This is a genomic window from Lentzea sp. NPDC102401 (genome assembly GCF_044765805.1).
Taxonomy (GTDB): Bacteria; Actinomycetota; Actinomycetes; order Mycobacteriales; family Pseudonocardiaceae; genus Lentzea; species Lentzea sokolovensis.
In genome coordinates, this window is sequence record NZ_JBIWKS010000006.1 from 106,370 (window position 1) to 132,443 (window position 26,074).

Below are 26,074 nucleotides of genomic sequence, written 5' to 3' on the forward strand. Positions count from 1 at the left end.
ACCACTTTCGATGTCGAGGATCGGTCGTGGGCTCCGTCCCAGGGGCATGAGCATCAAGAGCATGCACCACGTGGGAATGACCGTCACCGACCTCGCGGCCGCCGTCGCGTTCTTCGAGGCGCTCGGCATGGAACTGGAGGGCAAGGCGCACATGGAGGGCGAGTTCGTCGACGGCGTCATCGGGCTCGACGGCTCCAACAGCGACATCGCCATGCTGAAGACGCCGGACGACCAGTACCGGATCGAGTTCAGCCAGTTCCAGACCCCGGAGAGCATCGACGGCAGCTCGCACGCGCCGATCAACGCCCTCGGGCTGCGGCACATCGCGTTCGTCATCGACGACCTGGACGCCACCCTCGCCCGCCTGAAGCCGCACGGCGCCGAGCTGGTCAGGAACGTCGAGACGTACGAGAACATGCTCCGGACCTGCTACGTCCGCGGCCCCGAGGGGATCCTCGTCGAGCTGTGCCAGTACTTCAATTGAGCGCCCGCGCGTACGCCGTGGGGGAGACGCCCACGGTCTGCGTGAAGTCCCGGACGAGGTGGGCCTGGTCGCTGTACCCGAGGTCAGCGGCCAGGTGTGCCCACTCCACGTCCGACTCGGCCCGTTCCAGCGCCTCGTGGATGCGGTACCGCAGGATGACCCACTTCGGGCTCACCCCGACGTAGTCCGCGAACAGCCGCTGCATCGTGCGCACCGCGACACCGCTGTCCCGCGCGAAGTCCGTCACCCGCCGGATCTCCCGGTCGTCCCGGATCCGTTGCATCAGCTCCATCGCCAGCGCCGTCTGCGGATCGGGCACCGGCCCCAGACCCAGCAGGAACGCGTCGAGCGCGGCCACCCGATCGTCCTCGTCCTCCACGTCCAGCACCAGCGACGACGGAGCGTCGAGCCGCACGTGCCGCCCGGTCCACTCCGACACCGGCTCGGCACGGAACGGCCGGAACCCTCCCGGCCGGAACTGCACACCCGCCACCCTGATCCGCCCGTCCAGCACCCGGCTGAACAGCCCCAGCCCCACGCCGGCGATCTCCGGCTGGGCGAAGCCGCGCTCGAAGACGACGTTCACCGACGGATGCGGCACGACGTGCGAGGTGTACGGCGCGTCCAGCTGACCGTCGATGAGCCAGTAGTGCTCCAGATACGGCTGCAACTCGGCACACGGCATGCGGCGGCGAAACCGCACGCGGGCGAAAAGCTCGCGCGCGTCGATGATCCCCCGAGTGTCCCGGCGCGGCCCCTGCACAGCCCAGATCCTAGGTTGGCGCGTTTCTTCAAGAGCGACGAGACGCACGAAAATAGGCTCGCAACCATGAAGCTCAGCGTTCTGCTCGACCGAGCCCGCGACCACGCACTGCCCGTCATCGCGAACATCACCGACGACGACCTGACCAAGCCCACGCCGTGCGCCGACTACGACGTCCGCGCCCTGCTCGACCACCTGCTGCACGTCGTCGTGGAGTTCCAGAAACTCGCCACCAAGCAGGACGCCGACTTCAGCCACACGCCGTCCTACCCGGACTGGCGCACCCAGTACCCGGCCGAGTCCGCGAAGCTCGTCGAGGCCTGGGGACAGCCGGGCGCGACCGAGGGCATCGCCGGCAACATGCAGTTGCCCGCGCGGACGGTCGGCGGACTGGCCCTGCTCGACCTCACCATCCACGCGTCCGATCTCGCCCAGGCCACCGGCCAGCGCTTCGAACCTGACCCCGAGGTGTTCGCCGAGGTCGCCGATCTCGTCACCCAGATGGGACCGACGGCCATCGAGTGGAAGGTCTTCAAGGAACCCGTCGAGGCGCCCGCGGACGCGTCGCCGTTCGAGCAGCTCCTGGCCACCACCGGCCGTGACCCGCGCTGGAGTGCTTGACTGATCGCATGCTGACGATCGGGATGCTGGGCGGAATGAGCTGGGAGAGCAGCGCGGAGTACTACCGGCTCGCGAACGTGCTCGTACGCGAACGGCTCGGAGGCCTGCACTCCGCGAAGGTCGTGCTGCACTCCGTCGACTTCGCCGAGATCGAACGCCTGCAGGCCGAGGGCCGCTGGGACGACGCGGGCAAGGCGCTCGCCGAAGCCGCCGCACAGGTGCAGGCCGGCGGCGCCGACTTCCTGCTGATCTGCACCAACACCATGCACAAGGTGTTCGACCAGGTCCAGGCCGCCGTCGACATCCCGGTCATCCACCTCGGCGACACGACGGCACAGGCCATCAGGCAGGCCGGCTTCACCACGGTCGGCCTGCTCGGCACCGGCTTCACCATGGACCAGGCGTTCTACCGCGAACGCCTGGAGTCCCACGGCCTGAAGGTCCTGGTGCCCTCGGCGGAGGACCGGGCGACCGTGCACCGGATCATCTACGACGAACTGTGCCTCGGCATCGTCCGCGAGCAGTCCCGGCGCGCCTATCAAGACGTGATCGCGCGGTTCGAAGGGGCGGAGGGCGTCATCCTCGGCTGCACCGAGATCGAACTGCTGCTCTCCCAGGCTGACGTGCCGATTCCGGTGTTCCCGACCACCCGCCTGCACGTCGAGGCGGCCGTCGAACGGGCAATCCAGGCAAATCTGTGAACATGTGATGCGGGCCACTCAGCAACGCCGCAACCGTGCGGAGTGTCTTAGTCACTGAGGGCTATTCCCTCCTCGGTGAACTAAGGGGAGTTCGCTTGAAACGATCACATCTCGCTGCCGGGCTGACGGCTGTCGTGGTTGCCGCCACGGCAGCCGTTCCTGTTTCGGCGGCGCCACAGGAACAAGAGGTACGCGCCGACGGGCTGACCACCAAGGTCACCCTCATCACCGGTGACGAGATCACCGTCTCCAACGGCAAGGTCCACGCCCGAGCGGCGCAGGGCAGGGAGACCGTCGGGTTCCGCAGCTTCAAGGACCCGCGCGGCGACCTGCACGTCGTCCCGCTCGACGCCCAGCACAGACTCAACACGGGCGAACTGGACGCACGGCTGTTCGACGTCTCGCTGCTGGCCAGATCCGGCTACGACGACGCGGCCGGCAAGACGCTTCCGCTGATCGTGCAGGGGCAGGGGATCAGCGCGGCGAACGCCGAGTCGTTGCCGAGCATCGACGCTCGGGCGATCACGGTGGAGAAGAACGGCTCGTTCTGGGCCGGTGCCCGGGCGGCGGGCACCGGCAGGATCTGGCTCGACGGCAAGGTCACCGCGTCACTGGACCGCAGCGCCGCGCAGGTCGGCGCGCCCCAGGCGTGGGAGAAGGGCTTCACCGGCAAGGACGTCACCGTCGCGATCCTCGACACCGGCGTCGACGAGACCCACCCGGACCTCGCGGGCGCCGTCGTGGAGTCGAAGAACTTCAGCGACAGCGACAGCACCGACGACCGCCTCGGCCACGGCACGCACGTCGCGTCGACCGTCACGGGCGACGGCAAGTACAAGGGCATCGCGCCCGACGCGAAGCTCATCAACGGCAAGGTGCTCGGCGACTACGGCGGCGGCCGGGAGAGCGACATCATCGCCGGCATGGAGTGGGCCGCGGCCAAGGCCAAGGTCGTCAACATGAGCCTCGGCAGCTCGTGGCCCGACGAGGGCACCGACCCGATGTCGCTGGCGCTCAACCGCATCACCGAGCAGACCGGCGCGTTGTTCGTCGTCGCCGCCGGCAACTCCGGTGGCGCCATCGGCTCGCCGGGATCCGCCGACGCGGCCCTCACCGTCGGCGCCGTGAACCGCGACGACACGCTCGCCGAGTTCTCCTCGCGCGGCCCGCGCTGGGTGAACAACGCCGTCAAGCCCGACATCACCGCGCCGGGCGTCGACATCGTGGCCGCCAAGGCCAAGAACGGCCAGATCGGCACGCCCGTCGACGAGGGACACGTCTCGCTGTCCGGCACGTCGATGGCCACCCCGCACGTGGCGGGCGCCGCGGCGATCCTCGCCTCGAAGAACCCGGCGTGGAAGGCCGAGGACATCAAGGCCGCGCTGATGAACAGCGCCAAGCCCAACCCGTCGCTGACCGTCTACGAGCAGGGCGCCGGACGTCTCGACGTCGGCCGCGCCGTGTCCGCCGGGGTCTCCACGAACCACGGCAGCTTCTCGCTGGGCACCGCGCAGTGGCCGCACGACGACGACAAGCCGATCACGCAGAAGCTGACCTACCGCAACAACGGCACGTCCGACGTGACGGTCGACCTCAGCGTCGCCGAGGTGAAGCCCGCCGGAGCCGGTCTGTTCGGCGTCTCGCCGGCGAAGCTGACGATCCCCGCCGGTGGCACGGCCGACGCCGCGGTCACCGCCGACACGAAGGCCGCCGTCGCGGACGGCGTCTACGGCGCGGCGGTCCTGTCCTCCGACGGCGTGCGGGTGCCGATCGGCGTGGTGAAGGAGGTCGAGAGCTACGACGTGAAGCTCACGTTCCTCGACCACAACGGCGCGGCGACGCAGTACTACGACTACCGGTTCGTCAGCCTCGACCAGCCGCAGGCGTACTTCCGCTACGACCCGTCCGGCACGCTCGTGCAGCGCCTGCCCAAGGGCAAGTACTTCCTCGACGGCACGATCAGCACCCGTGACCCCGACCCGACCAAGGGCGGCCTGACCACCACGCTGACCGAACCGGCGCTGGAGGTCACCGGCAACACCGAGATCGTGTTCGACGCACGGCAGGGCACCCAGCCGGTGATCGCGGTCGAGCAGAAGGACGCCAAGGCCGCGCAGGCAGGTCTCGGGTTCCTGATGCAGGCCAACTGGGGCGCGACCGGCGGCACCTGGTACCTCAACTCGTTCGACTCGATCCGCGTCCGCCCGTCGAAGACGTCGTGGCCGAAGTTCGAGTTCTACGCCGAGAGCGTGCAGGCCAAGCCGGACGCCAACGGCAAGTTCGACGGCAGCCCGTACCAGTACCACGTGCGGATCAGCGAGAAGACCCGCGTGCCGGAGAACCTGCAGCGTTCCGTCAAGGACCGCGAACTGGCCAAGGTCGACTCCATCACGCACGCCCGCGTGCCGGGTTCGATCGGCCAGCGCGACAACGGTGCCTCCGGCCCGCTGCCGTTGCGGCTCAAGGAGTTCTACACGCCGGGCGTCGACTGGGCCGGAGGGCTGACCGAGTTCACGAAGCTCGGCGAGTGGCCCACTCTCGGCTCGCAGTTCTCGGTCGCGCCACGGGTGTTCAAGCTCGGCCGCACCACGACCGAGCACTGGAACAGCGCCGTCTACGGGCCCGGTGTACCGCACGCCCCGGGGACCGTGCGCTTCGCCGGGCGCGTCGGCAACCTGCTGCGCCTCGACCTGCCCCTGCACAGCTCACAGGGCATGTACGGGTACTCGTCGCCGACCACGGGCCGCACCACCATCACGCTGGACGGCAAGGTCATCTCCGACCAGCCGGAGGCCGGATACGGCACCGTCCCGAACGCGCCGGCGGAGAAGAAGCGCTACACCGTCCACACCGAGGCGACCCGCGACTCGTTCTCGTCGAAGGTGACCGCGGACTGGTCGTTCTACTCCGAGTTCGTCGCCGGCGATCTGTACCAGTCGGTGCCGCTGCTCGCGGTCCGGTTCGCGCCGCAGCTCGACGCGAACAACCGCGCCGGACGCGTCGTCACCGTGCCGATCACGGTGGAGCGCAACGGAACGGGCCCCGTCACGAACATCAAGGACCCCGCGGTGCAGGTGTCCTACGACGAGGGCAAGACCTGGAAGCCGGTGCCGCTGCGCAAGACGCACGCCGGCTGGCAGGTCACGCTGATCCACCCGCACGGCGCCAAGAACGTGTCGTTCAAGGCTCGGGCGGCGGACGCGGGCGGTGACGTCCAGCAGACGATCATCCGCGCGTACGACCTGAAGTGACCGTGTGAGGGGCCGGGTTCGCTCGGCCCCTCACCGCTACTTCTGGTACGGCGCCAGGGTGTCCGGGTCCACGTCGGGTGCGCTCATGATCGGGTGCACCTCGATCGGCTGGTTCAGGATCTTCCCGCCCGGCCCCGGGCACGCCGAGGCCTTGCGGGCGATCTCCAGCAGCCGTTCCCGGCTGTCGACGTCGACCACCCAGTACCCGGCGATGACCTCCTTGGACTCGGCGAACGGTCCGTCGACCACGACCGGTCCGTCGTCGCCGCCGCGCACCACGAACGCCCGCGCCGGGCCGCTCAGTCCCTCGGACTGCAGCAGCTCACCGGAGGCGCGCAGTTCGGCGTCCAGGTCGCGCATGTAGGCGATCATGCGGTGCATGTCCTCGTCGGACCACGCGGCCAGGCCTTCCCAGTCCTCCTGGCTGCCGCCGTAGCTGACCAGCATGTACTTCACTTCCACTCCCCACCGGTAGCGCGGGCCTTGATCTCCTGCACGGCCCAGCTGTTGCCGTCCGGGTCGTCGAAGAAGATGAACGACCCTCCATCTGCCTCGTTCATCCGCACGATCTCGCCGACCTCGACGCCGCGTTCGACGAGCTGCGCGCGGGCCTTCTCCAGGTCCGACACGACGAGCTGCACGCCCTTCAGCGTCCCCGGCTCACCCTTGACGATGCCCTTGCCCATGACGATCGAGCAGCCGGAGCCGGGCGGGGTGAGCTGCAGGACCCGCGTGTCCTCGTTGAACGTCGTGTCGTGATCGACCTTGAATCCGAGCTGCTCGGAGTAGAACTGCTTCGACCGGTCGAGATCCGACACCGGTACGACGATGACTTCCAGGGTCCAGTCCATGTCCGTTCCTCTCAGCGGCTGCCCTACACGGACTCGTCGAAGTGCTCAGAGATTTTTCGACATGGGGTCCCGGCCCACATACCCGAGCAGCCTGTCCTGCAGCGGAGCGTCCTGCGGCACCTCGATCTCGGCGCCGTAGACCTCGATGCCGGGACCGAACGCGCCGGGTGTGCGGAAGCGTTCCATCAGGTCGGCGGGCACGGCGGTCGCGGTGGCCCAGAGGCGTTCCACGTCGGTCGCGGGGATGGTCTCGTCCTGGCCGGTGGCGCGGGCGAGGTCCCAGCCGTGCAGCACCAGGTCGTCGCTCACGACCTGGTCGACGTGGTCTTCCAGCGTCATCGGGCCCGCGGGCGTGGAGACCTCGCTGTGCGCCCGGTCCGACTCCAGCGCTTCCTGGAGGTGGCGGCGGGCCTCGCGGAAGTCCGTGAGCGGGTCTTCGGTGCGTGGGATCGGATGGCCGAGCATCACGCCGTGCATCTCGATGACGTGGTCCACGACCTCAAGCGCCGTCCACTGTGCACACGGGGACTGGTTGACCCACTGGTCCGAGCGCACGTTCGCGACCTTCGCCTCGAACGCGTCGGCACGAGCCCTGTATCTGCCCACAATCGATGTCCCGGGGATCATGGCCTCACTCCTCGACTGCGCCGCCGATCTCGCGCAGGTGCTCGCGGAACGTGCGGCCGCTCGCCAGGTACTCGCTGAACCGCAGCTGGCTGCGCAGGGACTCACCCTGCCGCACGCGGTCCGCCTGCGCTCGTTCGACGTCCCGGATGCCGCGCGCCTTCGCGATGAGCGACTCCGCGTCCGAGGCCGGCACGAACAGCACGCCGTCGTCGTCCCCGAACACGATGTCGTCGGAGGTGACGGTCCACTGGTCGATCTCGGCCGTCGAGAGAGCCTCGGGCGCACGGTCGCGCAGACTCAACGGTCCCGTGGGGTTCGCGCCGAGGCTGAACACCGGCAGCCCGATCGCGCGAATGTCCTGCGTGTCGCGGTGCAGTCCCCAGATGACCACGCCCGCGAGCCCGGCCTGCTGCGCCTCGAGGACGATCAGGTCGCCCACGCAGGCCTCGTCGGCGCGGCCGTCGTTGTCGACGACGAGCACGTCGCCGGGCTCGCTGCGCTCGATGGCCTCCAGGAAGATGTCGACGCTGCCGGCGTGCCGGGCGGGCAGCACGCGGCCACAGGTCCTGGAGCCGGGGATGACCGGCGTCAGGGTGACGGTGCGGACCGGGATGTTCGCCCGGATGCAGGCGTCGGCCAGATGTGCGGTGGTGAGATCCAGTTCGGCAAGATCCATGCGGGCATTCTTACGCCGAGACCTTCTCCTCGGCGGAATCGGTGCGCAGAACGTTCGCTGAGGCTGCCGCGACCAGGCACAACGCCACCGGCAGCAGGAACGCGATGTTGAGCGGCACGACGTGGGTCAGCCAGCCGATCACCGCCGGTCCGGCCAGCACGCCGAGGTAGCCGAGCCCGGCCACGCGCGAGACGTTGGCGCCCGCCGCACCGGGTTCGGCGTGCCCGGCGGCGCTGAAGAGCTGCGGCACCGTGCCCGACAGGCCGATGCCGGCGATCGCCCAGCCCACCAGCGCGAGCCAGATCCACGGCGAGAGCGCCGCGGTCGCGATGCCCGCAGCGCCGATCACCGAGCCCCAGCGCAGCACCGCGACCGGGCCGACCTTCGCGGTGATCCGGTCGGCGAGCAGCCGTCCGACGGTCATCGTCGTGGCGAACGCTCCGTAGGCGAGCGCCGCGATCTGCGGTGGGGCGTCGAGGATGTCCTGCAGGTGCAGCACGCTCCAGTCGTTGGCCGCGCCCTCGCTCAGCATCACCAGCAGGGCGAGCACGGCCATGATCCAGATCCGGCGCGGCACCGTGCGCTTGCCGGTCTGCGCGGCGGCGTGCTGCTCCTCCTTCTCGTCGAGCAGCAGCCTCGCGGTCACCAGGCTGACGACGACGCCGAGCACGGCGGCGGCACCGAGGGTCGTGGCGGGGGAGAGTTCCCAGCTCAACGTACGTGCGCCGGTCAACGCGGCGGCGACACCGCCGAGGGACCACGTCGCGTGGAACGCCGACATGACCGGGCGCTTGTAGTGCCGTTCCACCACCACGGCGTGCGCGTTCATGCTGACGTCGATCAGCCCGTTGCCGAGACCGAAGATGAGCAGCGCCGCACCGAGCGTCCACTGGTTGACGGCCACACCGGGCAGGAAGGCCGTGACGCTGCAGAACACGCCCGCGGCGGGCACGACCAGTTTCACGCCCACGCGGTCGGTGAACTTGCCACCGAGCCGCATGCCGATGAACGCGCCCAGACCGAGCAGGAGCAGCAACCGTCCGAGTTCGGCGTGGTCGATGCCTGTGCGGTCCTCGACCGTGGGGATGTGCACGAGCCACAGACCGAGCAGGAACCCGTTGAGCCCGAAGTACGTGAAGGTGGCCACCCGCGCGGCCCTGAGAGCGTTCACATGCACAAGCTAACGAACGGTTCGTCTGTTCGAAAGATTGAGTTTCGAACATCACTCGTGTTCAATCACGGCCGTGTCCCGACTGAAGCAGATCACCGAGGCGGTCCGCGACGCCGGCTCCCTCGGGGTGGCGGACCTGGCGACGATGACCGGTGCCTCCGAGATGACCATCCGCCGCGACCTGGAGGTCCTCGCAGCTCAGGGCGTTCTAGAACGCTATCGCGGCGGCGCCAGGAGCCTGTTGCTGCGCGGTGAGGAACCGCCGTTCGCCCTGCGCTCGGACGAGAACATGGACGCCAAGCGCCGCATCGCCGCCGCCGTGGCCGGTCTGATCGCGGACGGCGAGTCCGTCGTGCTGGACAGCGGTACCACCTGCCTCGAGGTGGCCCGCCTGCTGCACGACCGGCGCGTGACCGTCATGCCGTTGTCGCTTCACGCCGTGAACGCGCTGTCTTCGTCGTCGACGCTCACGCTGCTCGTGCCCGGCGGCCGTCCCCGCCCCGGCGAGCTCGCCCTGACCGGCCCGCTGACCTTGGCCTCGCTCCAGGCATTGCGCTTCGACACCGCGGTGATCGGCTGCTGCGGCCTGTCCGCCGCACACGGCATGACCGCCTTCGACCTGGAGGACGCCTCGGTGAAACGAGCCGCCATCACCTCGGCCCGGCGCGTGATCGCCGCCGTCGACGCCTCGAAACTGACCCGCACCGCCCTCGCCCACGTCGCCCCGGTGTCCGCGCTGCACGCCGTGGTCACCGACGCGGACGGCGACGACGGCCTGACCGCCGCGGGCGTCACGGTGGTGACGGCATGATCGTGCTGTTCGACATGTTCGGCGTGATCGCCCGCGACCAGTCGCCCGAGGTCATGGCCACGATGAGCACCGACGCGGACTTCTGGGACGCCTATTGGGCACACCGGCCCGGCTACGACCGCGGCGACGTGACGGCGGAGGAGTACTGGGCGCTCGTCGGCCATCCGCCGCTCGTGGAGAAGGACGTCGCGAGCTGGAGCCGCGTCGACTACGAGATGGTCGCGCTGCTGCACGAAATGCACAACGCGGATCAGCGCATCGCGTTGCTGTCCAACATCCCCGAGGACCACGCGCGGAACTTCGAGCACACCCACGCGTGGCTGGACCTGTTCGAGGTGCGCGCGTTCTCGTGCCGCATCGGGCACGCCAAGCCGGAACGCGCGGCCTTCGAGTGGTGCCGTGACGCGCTGGGCGACGACGACATCCTGTTCGTGGACGACCGGCTGGAGAACGTGCGGGCCGCCGAGCTGACCGGGATGCGCGGGCACCACTTCACCGGCATCGATGGATTGCGCGAATTGCTGCGCACGACCCACGTGTAACAAAGATTCATTGGCGACCGAAGTCCGGGCATCGGTACACCGGGAGGTCGTTCATGCCGAAGATCAGCAGACGTACGGTTCTCAAGGCCGGCGGCGCCGCGGCCGCGTTGACGGCGGTCGGTGTCAACACCGGCACCGCGCACGCCGCCGCGCCGACGGGTGCGAGCTTCGTGAACATCGTCGCGCACTCCGACGACGACCTGCTGTTCATCAACCCGGACATCCAGCCCGCCATCCTGTCCGGGTGTCCGGTGAGGACGATCATCCTCACCGCCGACGAGTTCAACGGCACCGACGACCTGACCCGCGAGCAGCTGTCCGCGGAGCTGCACAAGGGCCAGCGCAACGCCTACGCGTCGCTGGCGGGGGTGGCGAGCCAGTGGACGCGCACCGCGCTGGTCGTCGCGGGCAAGACGGTCGAGGTCAACACCCTCGACGGCAAGCCGACCGTGCAGCTGATCTACCTGAACCTGCCCGACGGCGGCGACGACCTGCACCTGGACGCGATCCAGAACCTCTGGACCAACACCTCGTACAGCACCAGCACGATCGTCCCCACCGGCAGCCCGGCCAACCGCGTGCAGACCTACAAGCACGCCGACGTGGTGAACGTCCTGCTAGGACTCCTGCAGCAGTACCAGGCGACGGTCGTGCGCTGTCAGGACCCGTTCCCCGACGACGTCCGCTACGCCAACGGCATGCCGGAACACCTCGACCACGTCTACGCGGCGAAGTTCGCGCAAAAGGCCGTGAAGTCCTACATGGGCCCAACCGGGCGTGCGTTCGCGTTGCTGGTCCGCTACCGCTGCTACAACACCCGTCAGGCTCCGGCGAACGTGCCTGCCGCGCTGCGCACCCCGAAGACCGCCGCGTACAACAAGTACAAGGCAATGGACCCGTTGACCGGCAACACGTTCGACGTGCACATGTCGCGCTCCTACGAACGCTGGCCCGTCGCGCCGCAGTGGTCCACGATGGACAGTGCCGGCACCGTGCACGCGTTCATCGTCGCGGGCGACTCGCTGATGTGGTGGCGCCAGCCGAACGGCGGCGCGTGGGTCGGCCCCACCGCCCTGCTCAACGGCTCGTTCGCACCGGGCGTCGCGGTGGCCATGCGCGGCGACAACCGCCTGCAGCTCGCGGTCCTCGACCTGGACACGGCCGCGATCCGCACGTGCACGCAGACCGCGGCCGGCGCGCAGAGCTTCGGCGCGTGGACCTCGCTCGGCAACCCCAACAACGCCTCGCCCGCCTACCAGACACCGGTGCTGGCCGTGTCGAACGGCCTGCTGGAACTGTTCGTGGTCAACAGGTCCGGCACGCTCGGCAACAAGTGGCAGGAGGGCACCGGCTTCAGCAGCACGTGGGCCACCGCGACCGGCGGCAACGGCAAGGCGATGTCCCAGCTCTCCGCCATCACGGCGCCGGGCGGGCGCATGCACGTGTTCGGCGACGGCAACGGCCGGACGTTCCACTGGTACCAGAACGTCGGTGGCTCCACGATCTACCAGGCGCTCACCACCGGAGCGGAGAGCTCCGCCTCCGTCGGCGTGGCGCTGGACGCGAACCGGGTCCGGGTCTTCAGCCGCCGCACCAACGACGGCTCTGTCGGCACGCTGCGGGAACAGACGCCCAACGGCACCTGGGAGACCACACAGGCGAACATCGGCGGCATGGGCGGCCTCGGCCCGATCGCCGCGGTGACCTCCGGCGGACGAACGCTGGCCTTCGCACGCAACAACGACTACGGCCTGAGCATGGTGCGTCAGGACGCGGCCGGGAACTTCACGCCGTGGACCGACCTCGGCGGTTACGTCGAAGTCGGTCCATCAGCTGTGGTGGACGCACAAGGACTCGTGCGCGTGTTCGTCCTCGGGGCCGACATGCGCCTGCGGTACCGCGTGCAGACGGCAGTCGGCCCGGACGCGCCTTTCGGCGACTGGGTTGTAGCGGGTAGCTAGTCACGCGGCAGGGTCCGGGCCCGCAGCTGGGCCCGCTCTCCCTGCCGGCCCAGCAGGCTCAGGAGTTCGACGGGATGCTCGTCGGCGTTGCCGAACCAGTGAGGGGTCCGGGTGTCGAACTCCGCCGCTTCGCCGGGCCCCAGGACCAGGTCGTTGTCGCCCAGGAGCAGCCGCAGGCGCCCGTCGAGCACGTAGATCCACTCGTAGCCCTCGTGACTGGACCGCTCAGGTTCCGGGGAGCGCGTCCTCGGCGAGAAGATCAGCTTGTAGGCCTGCGGGCTGCCCGCGCGCCGGGCGAGGGGCAGCATCGTCATGCCGTGCCGGGTGACGGGTGTGAGGCGCACGCGGGGGTCGCCGGTCGGGGGCGCTCCGATCAGCTCGCCGATGTCCACGCGCAGCACGCGCGCGAGCGGGAGCAGCAGTTCCAGGGTGGGGCGGCGGTGGCCCGACTCCAGGCGGGAGAGCGTGCTCAGGGAGATTCCCGAGGTCTGCGCGAGGGCGGTCAGCGAGAGACCGCGCTGGGTGCGAAGCCCCTTCAGGCGAGGTCCGACGGCCGCCATCGTCGACGAGGTCTCGTCATCCATGCCCCCAACCTTGCCACCGCGGCAAGATTCTTCGCGGATCCGGGCGAACGGCCTGAAGCTGCTGTCAGGCCCACGGCACCGCGGAGAAAGAAGCCCGAACATGAGCAAGGACCTCGTCCACCAGACCGCTCTGGTCACCGGCGCCACGGCGGGCATCGGCCGCGCCACCGCACTCGCGCTGGCCGGCCGCGGCGCCGACGTCATCGTGCACGGCCGCGACCGGGAACGTGCCGCCCGCGTCCTCCAGCAGATCGAAGCCCTCGGCGTCCGCGTCCGCTTCGAGCCCGCAGACCTGTCCGACCCCACCGAGGTGACCGCGCTGGCCGAACGCGCCGGAGACGTCGACGTCCTGGTCAACAACGCGGGCATCTTCCGCTTCGCCCGCACCGCCGACACCGATCAGGCCACCTTCGACGTCCACGTCGCCGTCAACCTCCGCGCCCCCTATCTCCTCGTCCAGGCGCTCGCGCCCGGCATGGTCGAACGCGGCCGCGGAGCGATCGTCAACATCAGCAGCGGCGCCGCCACGACCCCCGGTGCGGGCAGCGGCGTCTACGGCGCCACCAAAGCGGCACTCGAATCCCTCACCCGAGTCTGGGCAGCTGAGTTCGGGCCCGCCGGTGTCCGGGTCAACGCCGTTGCCGCCGGCCCCACCCGCACCGAGGGCACGGCCGGCTTCGGCGAGGCCTTCGAGTCCGTCGGACAGTCCGTCGCGCTCCAACGCCTCGCCGACCCCGAGGAGATCGCCGAGGCTGTCGCCTTCATGGCGTCCCAGCAGGCCAGCTACGTCAACGGCACCGTCCTCAGCGCCGTGGGCGGCCTTCCCGCCCACGGCTGACGTTCCCGGTGCTTCTCAGAACAGGGACGACCAGTAGAACCAGAACGCCTGCAACACTCCGGCCGCGATCACCAGGTACCACAGGATCAGCACGACGCTGTGGAACTGGAACGACGGCCGGATGTTGCGGAGCGTCGTGTACCAGAAGATCGGGATCATCACCGCCCACACGACCATGCAGTACGGGCACAGCGCGCCGATCTCGTACAGCGACTGGAACATCAGCCAGTGCACGAACAGCACGCCGAACGTGACCCCGACCTGCAACCCGATCCACACCCACGACGGCAACGACACCCCGGCGACCAGCAGCACGCCGAGCGTCGTCACCACCGCGAAGCCCGCGACGCCGATCAGCGGGTTGGGGAACCCGAACACCTCGGCCTGCGCGGTCTTCATGATCGAGCCGCAGCTCAGCACCGGGTTGATGCTGCACGTCGGCACGTAGAACGGGTCCTTGAGCAGCGCGATCTTCTCGATCGTGAGCACGAACGACGCGACGAGCCCGAGGAACCCGCCGACCGCCAGCACCCAGGCGACGATCCGGTTCACGAGCGCACCTTCTCGATCGCTGCCTTGAGGCCGTCGTAGGTGGGCGCGCCGGTGAACTTGGTGCCGTTGACGAAGAACGTCGGCGTGCCGGTCACGCCCGCCTTGCTGCCTTCGGTGCGCTGGGCGAGGACGCGGTCGCGCAGCGCCTGGTCGTCGAGCGCCTTCTCGAAGGCGGTCGCGTCGAGCCCGAGCTGCTGGGCGAACCCGCTGAACACCGCGCGCTGCGACGTCTGCTGCCCGCCCCACTCCTGCTGCGAGTCGAACATCAGCCGGAACATGTCGTCCCGCTTGCCCTGCGCCCCCGCCGCCTCGACCGCGACGGCCGCGAGCTCGGCGTTGCGGTGGCTGGGAATCGGGAAGTGCCGCACGTCGAACGTCACGCGGTCGCCGTACTCGGTCTTCAACCTCTCCACGCCGGGGTAGGCGGCGCGGCACGACGGACACTCGAGGTCGAGGTACTCGACGACGGTCACCCTGCCGTCGGCGGACTGCGGCGCCGCGGTCGTGTCGTTGCGGCTGAAGAGGAAGAAACCGGCGACCACGACCGCCACGACGGCGACGATGATCAGGGACAGACGAGCGTTCTTGGACATGACGAAGAAACCTCCACGAAGGCGGGATGGACCGAACCGGCGAACGGGTTCGATCTAGGCGCGCAGCACGCAGAGCTGCGCCAGCCGCACTTCCAGCCGACGTGAAGGGGGAGAGAGAACAGCAGGCAGGCGCGCTGTGAGCATCTGGAACGAGCCGGACCGCCGCGCCACGGCGAACCCGATCAGCACGGCGAGCGCCACCACCAGGCAGGCGCCCGCGACGAGGATGCCCTCGATCAGCCCGCCGTCGTCGGCCAGGTCGGAGTGGACGACAACGTGCGTGCTCGACGTGGGGCACTGCGCGGTCCAGGCGAACTCCGTCTCACACGGGGTGCCCTGCATCATCGCGACCCCGGCCACCAGCGCCAGCACGGCGAAAACCCGCGCGAGGTACGCGCGGGTTCGCGAGCTGGGGGTGCCGGGCACGTGATCCAGAGTAGCGATTCCCGGCCTAGGCTCGTGCGCATGGGGGGAGAAGTTGCACGAATCGGACAGGCTGGTGATCGCCGGAGAGCCCGTGCCAGAGGAGTTGGCACCGCTCGACTTCCACGCGAGCGGCAGCATCTCGATGAGTTCCGGCGCGTGCTCGGCACCAACCTCGCCGCCACGCGACAACCAAGCCCTCATCAACCTCGCGTGCGAGGCCGCTCGGAGACAGAACTTCTGTCCAGGTGCTTAGGCCCAAGACGGCAGCGAACTCGTGCCGGTCACTTCCGGTCGAGGTCGGACAGGTCCAGGACGAAGCGGTAGCGGACGTCCCCGCGTTCGAGCCGGTCGAGCGCCTCGGTCACACGGGCCGACGGGAGCGTCTCGACGTCGGCGACGATGCCGTGGGCGGCGCAGAACTCCAGCATGGCGGTGGTGGCGGGAAGGCCGCCGCTGCCTCCGGAGCTCAGCTTCTTGCGGCCGACGAGCAGGTCCATCGTCTCCACGGTGACGGCGCCGAGGTAGCCGACCTGGCTCAGCGTTCCGTCCACGGCCACCAGCCTGAGGTAGGGGGCGAGGTCGTGGGCCACGGGGATGGTGTCGATCAGCACGTCGAACCGGTCGCGCGACGCTGCCGCGCTGTCCGGGTCGGTGGAGACGACGACGTCACGGGCGCCCAGTCGGATCGCGTCGCTCGCGCGGTCCGCCGACCGGCTCACGACCGACACCTCGGCACCCAGGGCTGCGGCGAACTTGACCGCGAGGTGGCCCAGCCCGCCCAGACCGGCCACCGCGACGCGCTTCCCCGGACCGACGCCCAGGGCGCGCAGCGGTTCCCACACGGTGATCCCGGCGCACAGCAGCGGCGCCGCGGCCGCCGGGTCCAACCCGGACGGCAGGGGATGGACGAACCGGTCGCGGACGACGTACTCGCGGGAGAAACCGCCCAACGTCGTCGTCCCGTCGTGGCGATCGGTGCCGCCGTAGGTGAGCGTGGGGAACTCACGGCAGAAGTTCTCCTGACCCGCCGTGCACATCGTGCACACGCCGCAGGAGTCGACGATGTTGCCGACGGCGACGGAATCGCCGACCTGGAACGCCGTCACGTCCGGACCGGTCTCGATCACCACGCCGGTGAACTCGTGGCCCGGCACGAGCACGTCCTCGCCGTTGTGCCCGCGTACGGCGTGCAGGTCTGTGTGGCAGACGCCGCAGAAGTCCACCCGCATCGCGATGTCGTCTCGCCGCAGGGCACGCCGGGAGATCGGCACCTCGTGCAGCTTGGTGGGGCCGTCGGCCTGCCAGCCGGTGGTGCTGCGCATGACTCTCCTTAAACAGACTGTTCGGTCTATTTCACGCTACCCCCGGAGGGGCGGCAAAGTAAACCGACTGTTCTGTCGATACAGTTCGGTCATGTCCGACCAGCAGCTGACCGCCCGTGGCGCGGCCACGCGGCAACGCATCATCGACGTGGCCACCCGCGAGTTCGCCGAGCACGGCATCGCCGGAGCCCGCATCGAACGCGTCGTCGCCGCGGCGCGCACCAACAAGGCCCAGCTCTACGCCTACTTCGGCAACAAGGAAGGGCTGTTCGACGCGATCTTCTTCGGCTCGTTGGAGCGGATCGTCAACGTCGTGCCCATCGACGCCGCCGACCTGGCGGACTGGGCCGTGCGCCTCTACGACGAATACCTCGAGCGCCCCGACCTCATCCGGCTCGCGACCTGGGCCCGCCTGGAACGACGCCCCACCGGCCACCTCGTCGCCGACACCGATCGCCTCGACCAGAACAAGCTCAAGGCCATCACCGACGCGCAGCGGGCAGGACTGATCCGGGACGGCGACCCCTTCGACCTCATGGCCATGGTCATCGCCATGTCGATGGCGTGGTCACCGGTCAGCAACGTCTACGCGGCCTCGAGCGACGAACCCGCCGAGACCCACGACCGGCGACGGGACTTCCTGCGCGACAGCGTGCGCCGCGCCGTCGCGCCGACCTAGGCCACGATCTGCGGCCTGCAGGCCGAAATCAACTTCCACGACCACCCGCGACTCGCGCTGGTTCCTCCCCGACGGCACCATCAAGCCCGGCGCACCAGCCCGATGAGGTGATCGACGGCCGCACCCAGGTCGGCGGGCCCGTCGACGGCGATGCCCGAGCCACCGAGCCGCTGCAACGGGGCGATGTCGATGTCCACCCGGTCCCCGACGCTCCACGTCCCCTCCGCCGGCACCCCGAGGCGGTCGAGCACCACCTGGAACGCGCGGGGATCGGGCTTCGGCGTGTCACGCGAGTCCTCGGAGCTGAACACCTCCGTGAACCCCTCGGTCCCGATGCCGACCTTGCCGAGAATGGCCTCCATGGACCCCCTCGTGTTGTTGGTGAGCAACACGATCGGCACCACCTTGCGCAGCCTGCCGAGCTCCCGGACGACACCGTCGTCGCGGCGCAGTCCGTCCGCGATGGACAGATGCGTCTCGCGGTACTCCAGCCACTGCGCGACGTCGAACCCGTTGGCCCGCACGAACGACGTCGTCGACGTACCGGACCAGTTCGTCCGCATCGCCTCCCGCAGTTCGGCCACCTTCGCCTCCGCGTGCGCTTCGGAAGCGCCCTGCAACTCCACGAACATCCGGCCGATCACGGCCAGCACCTGCTCCGCGTACGCCTCTTTCGGATACAGGGTTCCGTCGAGGTCGAACACGACGAGCCGAGGTGCGGATCCGTTGCCGAGAACGCCGATCATGCGCCCACCCAACCACGCCCATGACTTTGGAAGATGTCCAAACAGCATGCTTTCAGGTTGACCTGCGGCGAATGAGTGGAGCCAAACGGAACGCCGCCTCTACCGTCCCTGCATGCCTTTGCGGAGATCAACGGTGCGCGGCCGCGAGTTCGGTGACGCGATCCGGGCGCTGCTGCGGGCGGCCGACCTCACCAACCGGGCCGCCGCCGAATTGCTGGGCTGGCAGGAAGCCAAAGTCTCGGAACTGGTCAACGGCAAGGAAGGCGTGAGCGACGTCGACCTGGCCAAGCTGCTGGGTCTTCTGCGCACGCCGCCCGACGAGTTCGACCACCTGATGGCCCTGCACCACGAAACGCACCAACGGGACTGGTTGCAGCCCGCCAAATCCGGCGTCACGGACCGAGCGCGCACACTGCGCGAACACGAGAAGATAGCGACAAGCGTGACGGGCTGGTCGATGAACGTCGTGCACAGCCTGGTGCAGGCGCCCGACTACATCACACGCATAGTCAACGCATCGACGCGGTTGTCTATCGAGGAACGCCCCGCTGTGATCAGCAATCGGATCGCACGCCAGGACGCCGCTCTTGACGGCGGTCGGTCGGTCACGATCTATCTGCACGAGCAGGCGCTTCGGCTTCCGGTGGGAGGTCCAGACGTCATGGCGGATCAGCTTCACCATTTGCTTCGTGTGTCAGTCAGGCCCTATCTCACGCTTCGTGTGATTCCAACGGCGCTCGGCCCACATGCCGGACTCGCTGGGTCGTTCGACGTGCTGACCTTCAAGAAGATCCCGCCGATCGTTTTCGTGGAGAGCGAGGGCGCTACCGTGTTCCTGGAAGATCAGCCTTCGGTCGGTCTCTACGAAGACGTGCTGAAGTCACTCGGACGGACGGCGTTGGACGAGGCACAAACCAGGAAGCTGATCACCGACATCATCGGCGGGGAGGCTTGCGGTGACCAGGTGGCGGAAGAGTAGTTACAGCACTCCCGACATGAACTGCGTGGAAGTGGGCCGTGGCGCCGGCATCCGGGACAGCAAGTCCCCGTCCGTCGAACTCCCGCTCACGGCTCACCAATGGGCACCGCTCCTCCGCCTGGCCAGGAGTCATCCCACGGCGAGGTGACGGAGTCGCCCCCTGCTCCTCGAATCCTCGAAGAAGTCGGTGGCGCCGCGATCACGCAGGCGGCGTAACCGGTTCAGCGCACGCCGACGTCGTTCCACGCCTCCCGCACGACGTTCGCCACGTCGCTGCCGAACAACGCCTGCGCGCTCGCGGTGGTGGCCGCGGCGGCGTCGGCGAAGTCCGAGTCCGCGCCGAGCTTCGTGGCGAGCGCGTCGTACCAGACCTTGCCCGCGCGGTCCCAGGCGTTGCCGCCGAGCCGCGTGGCCGTGAGGTGGAAGGCCTTGTTGGGGATGCCGGAGTTGATGTGCACGCCGCCGTTGTCGTTGCGCGGGTTGCCGTCATCGGGAAGGTCGACGTAGGAGCGCATGTGCGCGGGCTGGCGGTCGAGCTGGTGGGCGTGCCCGGGGTCCTTCATCGACCGCAGCGCGACGCCCTGGAGCTGCGTTCCGAGGATGCCCCCGCCGATCAGCCAGTCGGCCTGGTCGGCGGACTGGCCCAGCGTGTGCTGCTTGACCAGGGAACCGAAGACGTCGGCCATCGACTCGTTGAGAGCGCCGGACTGCGTCCGGTAGCGCAGGCCGGCCGTGTACTCGACGACGCCGTGCGTGATCTCGTGAGCCACGACGCTGATGTCGCGGGCGAGGGCTCCGAACTGGAAGACCTGGCCGCTGCCGTCGCCGTAGACCATCTGGGTGCCGTCCCAGAAGGCGTTGTCGAAATCGCGTCCGAAGTGGACGGATGAGACGAGCTTGAGGCCGTTGCCGTCGACGCTGTGGCGGTCCAGGACGTCGCGGTAGAAGTCGTAGGTCCGGTCGGCGTTGTCGAACGCGTCGTTGACGGCGGCGTCGTTGATCGCGCCGTCGCCCTCCTTGCGACGCAGGACGCCGGGCAGTGCGCGTTCGTCGCCGCCCTGGACGTCGTAGACCGCCTTGAACTCGTCGGCCGGGCGCAACTGGGCGGCGTCGAGGTCGAGGAACTGCACTGCCTCCATGAGCGCGGCGCGCCGGGCGCGCATGGTCGCGGAGGCGAGCAGGGTTCTGACGGCGTCGCGGAAGTCGACGTTGCCGGCTTCCGCGAGTTCGATCAGCAGGTGCGCGGGGAGAATGAAGCAGGTCATGGAGGTGTCGCACTCTCTTTCGGGTCGGGGAAGAGGGAGCGGGCCGGGTGGAAACGCAGGTCAACCGCGAGCCCACTGCGTGACGACGGCCGTGCCGTCGAGCGCCGTCACCCGGATGCGGACCAGGCCCGGCGGCACCTCGGTCACCATGAACCAGCCGTCGGTGATCGGCACCGCCCGGCGCGACCGGGGCGTCTCCACCACCGCCTCGCCCTCGGCGCCGGTGACGAACCCGCGCACCACGTCGTCGATGATCTCCAGGCTGACCGTGACCCGGTCGGACTCGAACGCGAGCGACAACGGTCCGTCGCCGCGCACCAGTGCCTCGGACTCGACCAGCTCGGCGAGTTCGGCGTCCAGTGTCCGCAACGCCAGGGCGGCGCTGCCGTCGCGCAGCACGCCCGCGGGGACCGGATCGAACTCGTCGGCGGCGGCGCGCAGGACGTCGAGGAAGTCGTCGTCGTTCATGACCGGCCCTCCAGCAGCTCGTTGCCCCTGACCAGCACTTTCAAGCGACCCAGGCAGCGCTGGCGGATCGGCCCGATGCTGCCGACCGGCATGTCCAGCGCCAGCGCGACCTCGGTGTAGGCGGGCGGCGGCGAGGCCATCAACACCCGCAGCAGGCGGCGGCAGCGGTCGGGCAGTTGCTCGAAGACCTGCCAGAGCGCGGCGTTGCGTTCACCGGCGAGCAGGGCGTGGTCGACGGCCGGCGCGGGGTCGGGGGAGTCGGCGATCTCCTCGGCCGGTTCGGGCAGGCGCCCGGCGCGTCGCAGCAACTGCAGGCACTCGTGCCGCGCCGTCGTCGAGAGCCACCCGGCGAGTCGTTCGGGCTCAGCGATGCGGTCGAGGTGTTCGACGAGCTTGATCCAGGTGCACTGCACCGCGTCCGCCGCGTCGGCGTCGCCCAGCCGGTAGCTGCGGGCGATCGACCACAGCAGGCCGCTGAACTGCCTGACCAGGGCGTCCCACGCCGCCTGGTCACCACGCCCGGCCGCGGCCAGCGACGCCGATATGTCCATGCGGACATGATGCTCCTCGACGCCACTCAGATTCGTCGTTCGAATCCGTTCGTCGTGTTTGGCGAAATTGCCGCCCGTGAGCGCCGTCACAGGTGCATGCTGTGTCCACCAGCTCAACCCGAGGACTGATGACCATGACGAGTGCGACCGCGGGCTCCCGCCACAACTGGGACTCCGACCTGGAGCGCTACCGAACGAGGGCGGTCCAGGTGCTCGACACGCACCTGCCCGCGACGACCGGCTGCACCGAATGCGGCGACCCGTGGCCCTGCGCCCGCGCCTGCAGTGCGGAGCTCGTCCTCGAACTCTGACACCTACGAGTTCACTCGATCGAGGAACGCGCGGACCCCGGACACCATCCGTTCGGCCTGTTCGTCGACCGTGATCGACTCCTTGAACCGCGAGCCGGGCCCCGCGCTCTTCTTCCCGCGCAGGTACAGCGAACACCGCAGGTCGGCGCAGACGTAGACGCCGACCGTGTTGCCCAGTTGCCCGGACTTGCCGGCCTTGCGCGCGGACATCAGCGACACGCCGTCGCCGGAATGCGTGGTCAGGCACCACGAGCACATCGTCTTGCGAGCCCGCCCGGCCTGCTGCGCCCGCCGCAGCGCGATGCCGGTGAGCCGCCCGTCCAGCTCGATCACGAGATACGAGCGGTCGGGCGCGGCCGGGTCGGTCCACCCCAGAAAGTCCAGGTCGTCCCACGGCCGTTCGCCCAGATCCCTGGGTACGTGCATGCGCTTCGCCTCGCCCTTGGTGGAATTGACGAAGGACGCGCGTATGTCGTGTTCGGTCAACGGCTTCATAGCAGGGACGCTAGGCTTACCTAGAGGTCCTAGGCAAATCATTATGGACCCTAGGAAGGGTGACGGATGGCACGTGCGGGGCTCACGGCCGACCGCCTCACGCAGGCGGCGGCGGACCTGGCGGACGAGGTCGGCTTCGAGAACGTGACGGTGTCCGCCCTGGCCCGCCACTTCGGCGTGAAGGACGCCTCGCTCTACTCGCACATCCGCAACGCCCAGGACCTGCGCGTCCGCCTGGCCGTCCTGGCACTGGCCGAACTCGCCGACCAGGTGGCCGAGTCGATCGCGGGCCGCTCGGGCAAGGACGCCCTGGTCGCGTTCGCCAACGCCTACCGCCGCTACGCCCACGAACACCCCGGCCGCTACTCGGCGACGCAGATGGCGCTCGACCCGGACACGGCGGCGACCAGCGCGGCCGGCAAGCACTCCGAGATGACCCGAGCGATCCTGCGGGGCTACGACCTGTGGGAACCCGACCAGACCGATGCCATCCGGCTGCTGCACAGCACGTTCCACGGGTACGTGTCGCTGGAACGCGCCGGAGCGTTCCACAGCCATCCGCGCGGGGTCGAGGCGTCGTGGCTGCGCGCGCTGGACGCCCTTGATTCGGTGCTTCGGGCGTGGCCTACGGCCTAGCGCACTGCTTGGATGAACTCCATGCGAGCCCTGCTGCTCTCCCTGCTGCTGACCATCGCCGTCGCGACGCCCGCCCACGCCACCAGCGGGTTCGTCGTGCTGCGCGACGTCGACCCGACCATCCAGCACGACATCCGGTACTACACCGCGCACAACTTCGTCGGCACCCGCATCGACGGCTACCGCGCGCCCCTGTGCATCCTCACGAAGCAGGCCGCGAAGGCGTTGCGGACCGTGCAGCGCGGGATGCTCAAACAGGGCTACACGCTCAAGGTCTACGACTGCTACCGCCCGCAACGCGCCGTCGACCACTTCGTGCGGTGGGCCCGCGACCTCGCCGACCAGCGCATGAAGCCCGAGTTCTACCCGCGCGTCGACAAGACGCGGTTGTTCGAGGACGGCTACATCGCCGAGAAGTCGGGCCACAGCCGCGGGTCGACGCTCGACCTGACGATCGTGAAGCTCCCTGCACGGCACCAGCGTCCGTACGTGCCGGGCGAGCGGCTGGTGGACTGCGCGGCGCCGGACCGGTTCCCCGACAACACCGTCGACATGGCCACCGGTTACGACTGCTTCGACACGCTCTCGCACACCGACGACCCGCGCGTGACCGGGCAGGCGCGGGAGAACCGGCAGCTGCTGAAGGCGGCGATGCTCGGTGCCGGGTTCCGCAACCTGGCCGAGGAGTGGTGGCACTTCACGCTCAACGACGAGCCGTTCCCCGACACCTACTTCAACTTCCCCGTAGCGCGCTGAACGTGCGACGCAGGTCGCTCACCCACGCGTCCGGGTTCTCCCACGGGATGAAGTGGCCGCCGTGCTCGTGGGCGTTCACGTTGACGTGGTTGAAGTAGCCGGCCAACGGTCCGGACTTGAACGCCTGGACGCGTTCGTCGGCGGTGTGGATGCCGGGCGGGTTCTCGTAGGTGACGAAGGTGAGGCCGGTCGGAGCCTGCACGACCGGCATGCGGTCGTGCGACGGCGTCCACGGGTAGCGGTTGGCGTTGGCGTAGTAGCGCATGGACGTGGCGATGGAGTTGTTCGCCCAGAAGATCGTGGCGTGGGTGAGCAGGTCGTCCTTGGTGAACACCGACTCGACGTCGCCGCCGTTGTCGCTCCACGAGTTCCAGCGTTCCAGCAGCCAGGCGAGCAGTCCGGCTGGTGAGTCGCTCAGGCCGTGGGCGAGGGTGGCGCCGTCGAGCATGTGCGCGGTGAGGTGGGGTGCCCAGCGGTGGTCGAGTTCGATGGTGCGGGCGCGGGCGGCCGGGTCGTCGGGCAGGGGGCGGTTGCGGGCGAAGTCCCAGGCGCGGTCGCCGGTGAAGAAGTCGAGTGGCAGGCCTGAGCCGATGTGGATGCCGTGCAGCGAGTCGGCGTATTTGTGGCCGAGTTGGCTGGAGATGATGCCGCCGATGTCGCAGCCGCCGGCCGCGTACTTCTCGTGACCGAGGGTCTCGGTCATCAGGGTGTGCCAGAGGTCGGCGACCTTCCAGAAGTTGACGTCCGGGAAGCCGGTGAGCGGGCCGGGGAAACCGAAGCCCGGCAACGACGGCACGATGACCTCGAAGTGGTCGGCGAGCGGGTCGATCACCTTCGACCAGTGCCAGAACGTCCACGGCCAGCCGTGGGTGAGGATCAACGGAATCGGGCGCGCGCCGCGGCCGGGCTTGCGCATGAAGTGGATCGGGACGCCGGCGACCGTCACCTCGTAGTGCTCGTAGGTGTTGATGGCGGCCTCGGCCCTGCGCCAGTCGAACCCGTCACGCCAGTGGTCGACCAGTTCGCGCAGGTAGCTCGCCGGGACGCCGTAGGACCAGTCCTCGTTGCCCTCGTCCAGCGGTGAACGGGTCAGTGCCAGACGGGCGCGCAGGTCGTCGAGGACCTCGTCGGACACGTGGATCGGCGTGGGTTCCAGTGGGAAGAGCACGCTTCGACGATAGTGATCACACGTGTCCGGCCGAGTCCTAGGAGTGCGCCGCCCCGATGAGAGGAAGAGCCCTGGTCGTGTCGGCGACCTGGGTGAACTTCGCCGTCAGCGGAGACAGCAGCGACGAGGTCATGGCCTTGTCGGCCAGGCGGCGCAGGGCCAGCCCGAGCCGGGTGCGGGGGTACGCGATAGGAACGATCCAGCGCGGCAGGTTCTGGACGTCGTCGACGAGCGGCCGCATCCACTTCTCGTAGGCCGCGAGCCCTTCCTCGAACCGGTCACCCGAGGTGGACAGGCACGCTGCCAGGACGTATCCGCTCACGAGCGCGAGCGAGGCACCGCCGCCGCCCATCGGGGTCACGCACCAGGCAGCGTCGCCCGCGAGGCACACCCGCCCGCGGTGCCATACGGCCATGCGGATCTGGGTGAGGTGGTCGACGTAGACGTCGGCGGAGGTGTCGAACCCGTCGAGCACGCGACGGGCCTCCCAGCCCGCGTCGGCGAAGTGGCGCCGGAACTCGGCCAGTGCGTCCGCGCGATCGAGCCGGGTGACGTCGGCGGCTCGGGCGTGGGCGAGCATGGCACGGGTGGTGCCGTGGTTGTCGGGGCGCAGGTGGACCTGACGTCCTCCCGTGGTGGTGTACCAGCGCCACCGGCTGTCGTCGGAGGGCGTGCGGGGGATCGTGCCGAAGACCATGGAGATGCCGAGGTCGCGGCGGTCGACCAGGTCGCCGAAGAGCTTGTCGCGGGTGGCCGAGCGGACTCCCTCGGCGAGAACCAGCAGGTCAGCGCTCAGGACGCGTCCCGAGGCGGTGGTGACGGTGACCGCGTCGGTGTCGTCGGCGACCTCGGTGATGACGTCGCCGTAGGTGATCTCGACTCCTTCCGGCAGGTGCTCCAGGATCGTGCGGGCGAAGTCGCCGCGAAGGACCTCGAACTCGGCGGTGGCGCTGTCCGGGCCGTTCGAGGGCAGCTCGGCGAGCACGCGGCCGTCCGTGCCGACGAAGACCGTGCCCGTCTCGGTGGTGTTCTGCGCCTTCACGGCCTCGGCCAGCCCCATCCGGGCGAGCACCTCGCGTCCGACGCCGCGGACGTCGACGTTCTGCCCGCCGTCGCGGAACGCCTCGGCGCGTTCCAGCACGGTCACCTGCCATCCCGTGCGCCGCAACCAGAACGCGGCCGAGAGGCCGGCGATGCTCGCACCGGAGATCACCGCGTGTCGTGCAGCCATCTGAAACTCCCCTGC

32 protein-coding genes are annotated in these 26,074 nt (G+C 69.2%); 14 read left to right on the forward strand and 18 right to left on the reverse strand.

What is annotated here, in order from left to right:
- Positions 1 to 61 precede the first annotated feature (61 nt).
- Entirely contained in the window at positions 62 to 484 is a 423-nt protein-coding gene (locus ACIRG5_RS22120) for a VOC family protein (protein WP_402907285.1), read from the forward strand.
- On the opposite strand, the gene ACIRG5_RS22125 is transcribed toward ACIRG5_RS22120, so the two are convergent.
- On the reverse strand, positions 477 to 1,247 hold the full coding sequence (locus ACIRG5_RS22125; RefSeq protein ID WP_402907287.1) for a DUF6597 domain-containing transcriptional factor: 771 nt from the start codon (positions 1,245 to 1,247) through the stop codon (positions 477 to 479). The two genes, ACIRG5_RS22120 and ACIRG5_RS22125, sit on opposite strands and share 8 nt — an antisense overlap.
- Positions 1,248 to 1,313: 66 nt before the next feature.
- On the opposite strand from ACIRG5_RS22125, the gene ACIRG5_RS22130 reads away from it, so the two are divergent.
- From ACIRG5_RS22130 to ACIRG5_RS22140, 3 genes are all read left to right on the forward strand, one after another.
- Positions 1,314 to 1,868, forward strand: a complete 555-nt coding sequence (locus tag ACIRG5_RS22130; protein WP_402907288.1) for a TIGR03086 family metal-binding protein — start codon at positions 1,314 to 1,316, stop codon at positions 1,866 to 1,868.
- An 8-nt stretch (positions 1,869 to 1,876) separates the two neighbouring features.
- Complete coding sequence (locus ACIRG5_RS22135; RefSeq protein ID WP_402907290.1) at positions 1,877 to 2,569, forward strand: aspartate/glutamate racemase family protein; 693 nt, start codon at positions 1,877 to 1,879, stop codon at positions 2,567 to 2,569.
- Between the two features lie 95 nt (positions 2,570 to 2,664).
- Entirely contained in the window at positions 2,665 to 5,820 is a 3,156-nt protein-coding gene (locus ACIRG5_RS22140) for a S8 family peptidase (protein WP_402907292.1), read from the forward strand.
- Positions 5,821 to 5,856: 36 nt separating this feature from the next.
- On the opposite strand, the gene ACIRG5_RS22145 is transcribed toward ACIRG5_RS22140, so the two are convergent.
- Genes ACIRG5_RS22145 through ACIRG5_RS22165 form a run of 5 tightly spaced genes read right to left on the reverse strand, consistent with a single transcriptional unit; the run spans position 5,857 to position 9,145 of the window.
- Positions 5,857 to 6,267, reverse strand: coding sequence for a YciI family protein (locus ACIRG5_RS22145; RefSeq protein ID WP_402908160.1), 411 nt, complete (start codon positions 6,265 to 6,267; stop codon positions 5,857 to 5,859).
- Positions 6,268 to 6,272: 5 nt separating this feature from the next.
- Positions 6,273 to 6,671: a VOC family protein gene (locus tag ACIRG5_RS22150; protein ID WP_319980523.1), complete on the reverse strand. Its 399-nt coding sequence runs from the start codon at positions 6,669 to 6,671 to the stop codon at positions 6,273 to 6,275.
- A gap of 45 nt (positions 6,672 to 6,716) precedes the next feature.
- Positions 6,717 to 7,298, reverse strand: coding sequence for a TIGR03086 family metal-binding protein (locus tag ACIRG5_RS22155; protein ID WP_402907294.1), 582 nt, complete (start codon positions 7,296 to 7,298; stop codon positions 6,717 to 6,719).
- Positions 7,299 to 7,302: 4 nt separating this feature from the next.
- Positions 7,303 to 7,974, reverse strand: coding sequence for an RraA family protein (locus ACIRG5_RS22160; protein ID WP_402907296.1), 672 nt, complete (start codon positions 7,972 to 7,974; stop codon positions 7,303 to 7,305).
- A 10-nt stretch (positions 7,975 to 7,984) separates the two neighbouring features.
- The gene (locus ACIRG5_RS22165; RefSeq protein WP_402907299.1) at positions 7,985 to 9,145 is read right to left on the reverse strand and encodes an MFS transporter; all 1,161 of its coding nucleotides are present in this window, start codon (positions 9,143 to 9,145) and stop codon (positions 7,985 to 7,987) included.
- Between the two features lie 73 nt (positions 9,146 to 9,218).
- Here ACIRG5_RS22165 and ACIRG5_RS22170 point away from each other — a divergent pair, with 73 nt between their 5' ends.
- The 3 genes from ACIRG5_RS22170 to ACIRG5_RS22180 are packed head-to-tail and all read left to right on the forward strand — an operon-like array spanning position 9,219 to position 12,459.
- Positions 9,219 to 9,956 (forward strand): DeoR/GlpR family DNA-binding transcription regulator, encoded by a 738-nt coding sequence (locus tag ACIRG5_RS22170; RefSeq protein ID WP_330275757.1) that lies wholly within the window; start codon positions 9,219 to 9,221, stop codon positions 9,954 to 9,956.
- The gene (locus ACIRG5_RS22175; RefSeq protein WP_402907302.1) at positions 9,953 to 10,498 is read left to right on the forward strand and encodes an HAD family hydrolase; all 546 of its coding nucleotides are present in this window, start codon (positions 9,953 to 9,955) and stop codon (positions 10,496 to 10,498) included. The genes ACIRG5_RS22170 and ACIRG5_RS22175 overlap by 4 nt, the downstream gene beginning before the upstream one ends.
- A 53-nt stretch (positions 10,499 to 10,551) precedes the next feature.
- Positions 10,552 to 12,459: a twin-arginine translocation signal domain-containing protein gene (locus ACIRG5_RS22180; protein WP_402907305.1), complete on the forward strand. Its 1,908-nt coding sequence runs from the start codon at positions 10,552 to 10,554 to the stop codon at positions 12,457 to 12,459.
- Here ACIRG5_RS22180 and ACIRG5_RS22185 read toward each other — a convergent pair.
- Complete coding sequence (locus ACIRG5_RS22185) at positions 12,456 to 13,043, reverse strand: helix-turn-helix domain-containing protein (protein WP_402907308.1); 588 nt, start codon at positions 13,041 to 13,043, stop codon at positions 12,456 to 12,458. The two genes, ACIRG5_RS22180 and ACIRG5_RS22185, sit on opposite strands and share 4 nt — an antisense overlap.
- Before the next feature lie 100 nt (positions 13,044 to 13,143).
- Here ACIRG5_RS22185 and ACIRG5_RS22190 point away from each other — a divergent pair, with 100 nt between their 5' ends.
- Positions 13,144 to 13,881: an SDR family NAD(P)-dependent oxidoreductase gene (locus tag ACIRG5_RS22190; RefSeq protein WP_402907310.1), complete on the forward strand. Its 738-nt coding sequence runs from the start codon at positions 13,144 to 13,146 to the stop codon at positions 13,879 to 13,881.
- Positions 13,882 to 13,896: 15 nt separating this feature from the next.
- Here ACIRG5_RS22190 and ACIRG5_RS22195 read toward each other — a convergent pair whose 3' ends face one another.
- From ACIRG5_RS22195 to ACIRG5_RS22210, 4 genes are all read right to left on the reverse strand, one after another.
- Positions 13,897 to 14,433, reverse strand: a complete 537-nt coding sequence (locus ACIRG5_RS22195) for a vitamin K epoxide reductase family protein (RefSeq protein WP_402907313.1) — start codon at positions 14,431 to 14,433, stop codon at positions 13,897 to 13,899.
- Entirely contained in the window at positions 14,430 to 15,026 is a 597-nt protein-coding gene (locus ACIRG5_RS22200; protein WP_402907316.1) for a DsbA family protein, read from the reverse strand. The genes ACIRG5_RS22195 and ACIRG5_RS22200 overlap by 4 nt, the downstream gene beginning before the upstream one ends.
- A gap of 54 nt (positions 15,027 to 15,080) precedes the next feature.
- A complete protein-coding gene (locus tag ACIRG5_RS22205; protein WP_402907319.1) occupies positions 15,081 to 15,452 on the reverse strand; it encodes a hypothetical protein in 372 nt (123 codons plus the stop codon).
- A 281-nt stretch (positions 15,453 to 15,733) separates the two neighbouring features.
- A complete protein-coding gene (locus ACIRG5_RS22210) occupies positions 15,734 to 16,774 on the reverse strand; it encodes an NAD(P)-dependent alcohol dehydrogenase (RefSeq protein ID WP_402907322.1) in 1,041 nt (346 codons plus the stop codon).
- A 91-nt stretch (positions 16,775 to 16,865) separates the two neighbouring features.
- On the opposite strand from ACIRG5_RS22210, the gene ACIRG5_RS22215 reads away from it, so the two are divergent.
- The gene (locus tag ACIRG5_RS22215) at positions 16,866 to 17,453 is read left to right on the forward strand and encodes a TetR family transcriptional regulator (protein ID WP_402907325.1); all 588 of its coding nucleotides are present in this window, start codon (positions 16,866 to 16,868) and stop codon (positions 17,451 to 17,453) included.
- Positions 17,454 to 17,533: 80 nt separating this feature from the next.
- Here ACIRG5_RS22215 and ACIRG5_RS22220 read toward each other — a convergent pair whose 3' ends face one another.
- A complete protein-coding gene (locus ACIRG5_RS22220) occupies positions 17,534 to 18,199 on the reverse strand; it encodes an HAD family hydrolase (RefSeq protein ID WP_402907328.1) in 666 nt (221 codons plus the stop codon).
- Positions 18,200 to 18,332: 133 nt separating this feature from the next.
- On the opposite strand from ACIRG5_RS22220, the gene ACIRG5_RS22225 reads away from it, so the two are divergent.
- The gene (locus ACIRG5_RS22225) at positions 18,333 to 19,178 is read left to right on the forward strand and encodes a helix-turn-helix domain-containing protein (RefSeq protein WP_402907331.1); all 846 of its coding nucleotides are present in this window, start codon (positions 18,333 to 18,335) and stop codon (positions 19,176 to 19,178) included.
- A 16-nt stretch (positions 19,179 to 19,194) separates the two neighbouring features.
- Positions 19,195 to 19,326: a DUF397 domain-containing protein gene (locus ACIRG5_RS22230; protein ID WP_402907333.1), complete on the forward strand. Its 132-nt coding sequence runs from the start codon at positions 19,195 to 19,197 to the stop codon at positions 19,324 to 19,326.
- Between the two features lie 73 nt (positions 19,327 to 19,399).
- Here ACIRG5_RS22230 and ACIRG5_RS22235 read toward each other — a convergent pair whose 3' ends face one another.
- From ACIRG5_RS22235 to ACIRG5_RS22245, 3 genes are read right to left on the reverse strand one after another with little or no spacing between them, the layout of a single operon-like run.
- Positions 19,400 to 20,443, reverse strand: a complete 1,044-nt coding sequence (locus ACIRG5_RS22235; RefSeq protein ID WP_402907335.1) for a M4 family metallopeptidase — start codon at positions 20,441 to 20,443, stop codon at positions 19,400 to 19,402.
- 60 nt (positions 20,444 to 20,503) lie between these two features.
- Positions 20,504 to 20,911, reverse strand: a complete 408-nt coding sequence (locus ACIRG5_RS22240; protein WP_330275734.1) for a hypothetical protein — start codon at positions 20,909 to 20,911, stop codon at positions 20,504 to 20,506.
- Positions 20,908 to 21,462: an RNA polymerase sigma factor gene (locus ACIRG5_RS22245; protein WP_402907338.1), complete on the reverse strand. Its 555-nt coding sequence runs from the start codon at positions 21,460 to 21,462 to the stop codon at positions 20,908 to 20,910. The genes ACIRG5_RS22240 and ACIRG5_RS22245 overlap by 4 nt, the downstream gene beginning before the upstream one ends.
- 134 nt (positions 21,463 to 21,596) lie before the next feature.
- Here ACIRG5_RS22245 and ACIRG5_RS22250 point away from each other — a divergent pair, with 134 nt between their 5' ends.
- The gene (locus ACIRG5_RS22250; protein WP_177320742.1) at positions 21,597 to 21,773 is read left to right on the forward strand and encodes a hypothetical protein; all 177 of its coding nucleotides are present in this window, start codon (positions 21,597 to 21,599) and stop codon (positions 21,771 to 21,773) included.
- A gap of 3 nt (positions 21,774 to 21,776) precedes the next feature.
- On the opposite strand, the gene ACIRG5_RS22255 is transcribed toward ACIRG5_RS22250, so the two are convergent.
- Positions 21,777 to 22,268, reverse strand: a complete 492-nt coding sequence (locus ACIRG5_RS22255; RefSeq protein WP_402907341.1) for an FBP domain-containing protein — start codon at positions 22,266 to 22,268, stop codon at positions 21,777 to 21,779.
- Between the two features lie 66 nt (positions 22,269 to 22,334).
- Here ACIRG5_RS22255 and ACIRG5_RS22260 point away from each other — a divergent pair, with 66 nt between their 5' ends.
- Together ACIRG5_RS22260 and ACIRG5_RS22265 are read left to right on the forward strand one after the other, a co-directional pair.
- Positions 22,335 to 22,904 carry a TetR/AcrR family transcriptional regulator gene (locus ACIRG5_RS22260; protein ID WP_402907344.1) on the forward strand — a complete coding sequence of 190 codons (570 nt, stop codon included), beginning with the start codon at positions 22,335 to 22,337 and terminating at the stop codon, positions 22,902 to 22,904.
- 21 nt (positions 22,905 to 22,925) lie between these two features.
- Positions 22,926 to 23,660: a M15 family metallopeptidase gene (locus tag ACIRG5_RS22265; RefSeq protein WP_402907347.1), complete on the forward strand. Its 735-nt coding sequence runs from the start codon at positions 22,926 to 22,928 to the stop codon at positions 23,658 to 23,660.
- On the opposite strand, the gene ACIRG5_RS22270 is transcribed toward ACIRG5_RS22265, so the two are convergent.
- Together ACIRG5_RS22270 and ACIRG5_RS22275 are read right to left on the reverse strand one after the other, a co-directional pair.
- The gene (locus ACIRG5_RS22270) at positions 23,638 to 24,828 is read right to left on the reverse strand and encodes an epoxide hydrolase family protein (protein ID WP_402907350.1); all 1,191 of its coding nucleotides are present in this window, start codon (positions 24,826 to 24,828) and stop codon (positions 23,638 to 23,640) included. The genes ACIRG5_RS22265 and ACIRG5_RS22270 overlap by 23 nt on opposite strands.
- A gap of 37 nt (positions 24,829 to 24,865) precedes the next feature.
- Positions 24,866 to 26,059, reverse strand: coding sequence for an FAD-dependent monooxygenase (locus ACIRG5_RS22275; RefSeq protein ID WP_402907352.1), 1,194 nt, complete (start codon positions 26,057 to 26,059; stop codon positions 24,866 to 24,868).
- Positions 26,060 to 26,074 lie beyond the last annotated feature (15 nt).

What these genes read in the sequence shown, in the direction of transcription:
- ACIRG5_RS22120 (WP_402907285.1), top strand. Translation starts at nt 62, where the DNA reads ATGCACCACGTGGGAATGACCGTCACCGACCTCGCGGCCGCCGTCGCG.
- ACIRG5_RS22130 (WP_402907288.1), top strand. Translation starts at nt 1,314, where the DNA reads ATGAAGCTCAGCGTTCTGCTCGACCGAGCCCGCGACCACGCACTGCCC.
- ACIRG5_RS22135 (WP_402907290.1), top strand. Translation starts at nt 1,877, where the DNA reads ATGCTGACGATCGGGATGCTGGGCGGAATGAGCTGGGAGAGCAGCGCG.
- ACIRG5_RS22145 (WP_402908160.1), bottom strand. Translation starts at nt 6,267, where the DNA reads ATGCTGGTCAGCTACGGCGGCAGCCAGGAGGACTGGGAAGGCCTGGCC.
- ACIRG5_RS22150 (WP_319980523.1), bottom strand. Translation starts at nt 6,671, where the DNA reads ATGGACTGGACCCTGGAAGTCATCGTCGTACCGGTGTCGGATCTCGAC.
- ACIRG5_RS22155 (WP_402907294.1), bottom strand. Translation starts at nt 7,298, where the DNA reads ATGATCCCCGGGACATCGATTGTGGGCAGATACAGGGCTCGTGCCGAC.
- ACIRG5_RS22160 (WP_402907296.1), bottom strand. Translation starts at nt 7,974, where the DNA reads ATGGATCTTGCCGAACTGGATCTCACCACCGCACATCTGGCCGACGCC.
- ACIRG5_RS22175 (WP_402907302.1), top strand. Translation starts at nt 9,953, where the DNA reads ATGATCGTGCTGTTCGACATGTTCGGCGTGATCGCCCGCGACCAGTCG.
- ACIRG5_RS22180 (WP_402907305.1), top strand. Translation starts at nt 10,552, where the DNA reads ATGCCGAAGATCAGCAGACGTACGGTTCTCAAGGCCGGCGGCGCCGCG.
- ACIRG5_RS22185 (WP_402907308.1), bottom strand. Translation starts at nt 13,043, where the DNA reads ATGGATGACGAGACCTCGTCGACGATGGCGGCCGTCGGACCTCGCCTG.
- ACIRG5_RS22190 (WP_402907310.1), top strand. Translation starts at nt 13,144, where the DNA reads ATGAGCAAGGACCTCGTCCACCAGACCGCTCTGGTCACCGGCGCCACG.
- ACIRG5_RS22200 (WP_402907316.1), bottom strand. Translation starts at nt 15,026, where the DNA reads ATGTCCAAGAACGCTCGTCTGTCCCTGATCATCGTCGCCGTCGTGGCG.
- ACIRG5_RS22210 (WP_402907322.1), bottom strand. Translation starts at nt 16,774, where the DNA reads ATGCGCAGCACCACCGGCTGGCAGGCCGACGGCCCCACCAAGCTGCAC.
- ACIRG5_RS22215 (WP_402907325.1), top strand. Translation starts at nt 16,866, where the DNA reads ATGTCCGACCAGCAGCTGACCGCCCGTGGCGCGGCCACGCGGCAACGC.
- ACIRG5_RS22220 (WP_402907328.1), bottom strand. Translation starts at nt 18,199, where the DNA reads ATGATCGGCGTTCTCGGCAACGGATCCGCACCTCGGCTCGTCGTGTTC.
- ACIRG5_RS22230 (WP_402907333.1), top strand. Translation starts at nt 19,195, where the DNA reads ATGAACTGCGTGGAAGTGGGCCGTGGCGCCGGCATCCGGGACAGCAAG.
- ACIRG5_RS22235 (WP_402907335.1), bottom strand. Translation starts at nt 20,443, where the DNA reads ATGACCTGCTTCATTCTCCCCGCGCACCTGCTGATCGAACTCGCGGAA.
- ACIRG5_RS22240 (WP_330275734.1), bottom strand. Translation starts at nt 20,911, where the DNA reads ATGAACGACGACGACTTCCTCGACGTCCTGCGCGCCGCCGCCGACGAG.
- ACIRG5_RS22245 (WP_402907338.1), bottom strand. Translation starts at nt 21,462, where the DNA reads ATGGACATATCGGCGTCGCTGGCCGCGGCCGGGCGTGGTGACCAGGCG.
- ACIRG5_RS22250 (WP_177320742.1), top strand. Translation starts at nt 21,597, where the DNA reads ATGACGAGTGCGACCGCGGGCTCCCGCCACAACTGGGACTCCGACCTG.
- ACIRG5_RS22255 (WP_402907341.1), bottom strand. Translation starts at nt 22,268, where the DNA reads ATGAAGCCGTTGACCGAACACGACATACGCGCGTCCTTCGTCAATTCC.
- ACIRG5_RS22260 (WP_402907344.1), top strand. Translation starts at nt 22,335, where the DNA reads ATGGCACGTGCGGGGCTCACGGCCGACCGCCTCACGCAGGCGGCGGCG.
- ACIRG5_RS22265 (WP_402907347.1), top strand. Translation starts at nt 22,926, where the DNA reads ATGCGAGCCCTGCTGCTCTCCCTGCTGCTGACCATCGCCGTCGCGACG.
- ACIRG5_RS22275 (WP_402907352.1), bottom strand. Translation starts at nt 26,059, where the DNA reads ATGGCTGCACGACACGCGGTGATCTCCGGTGCGAGCATCGCCGGCCTC.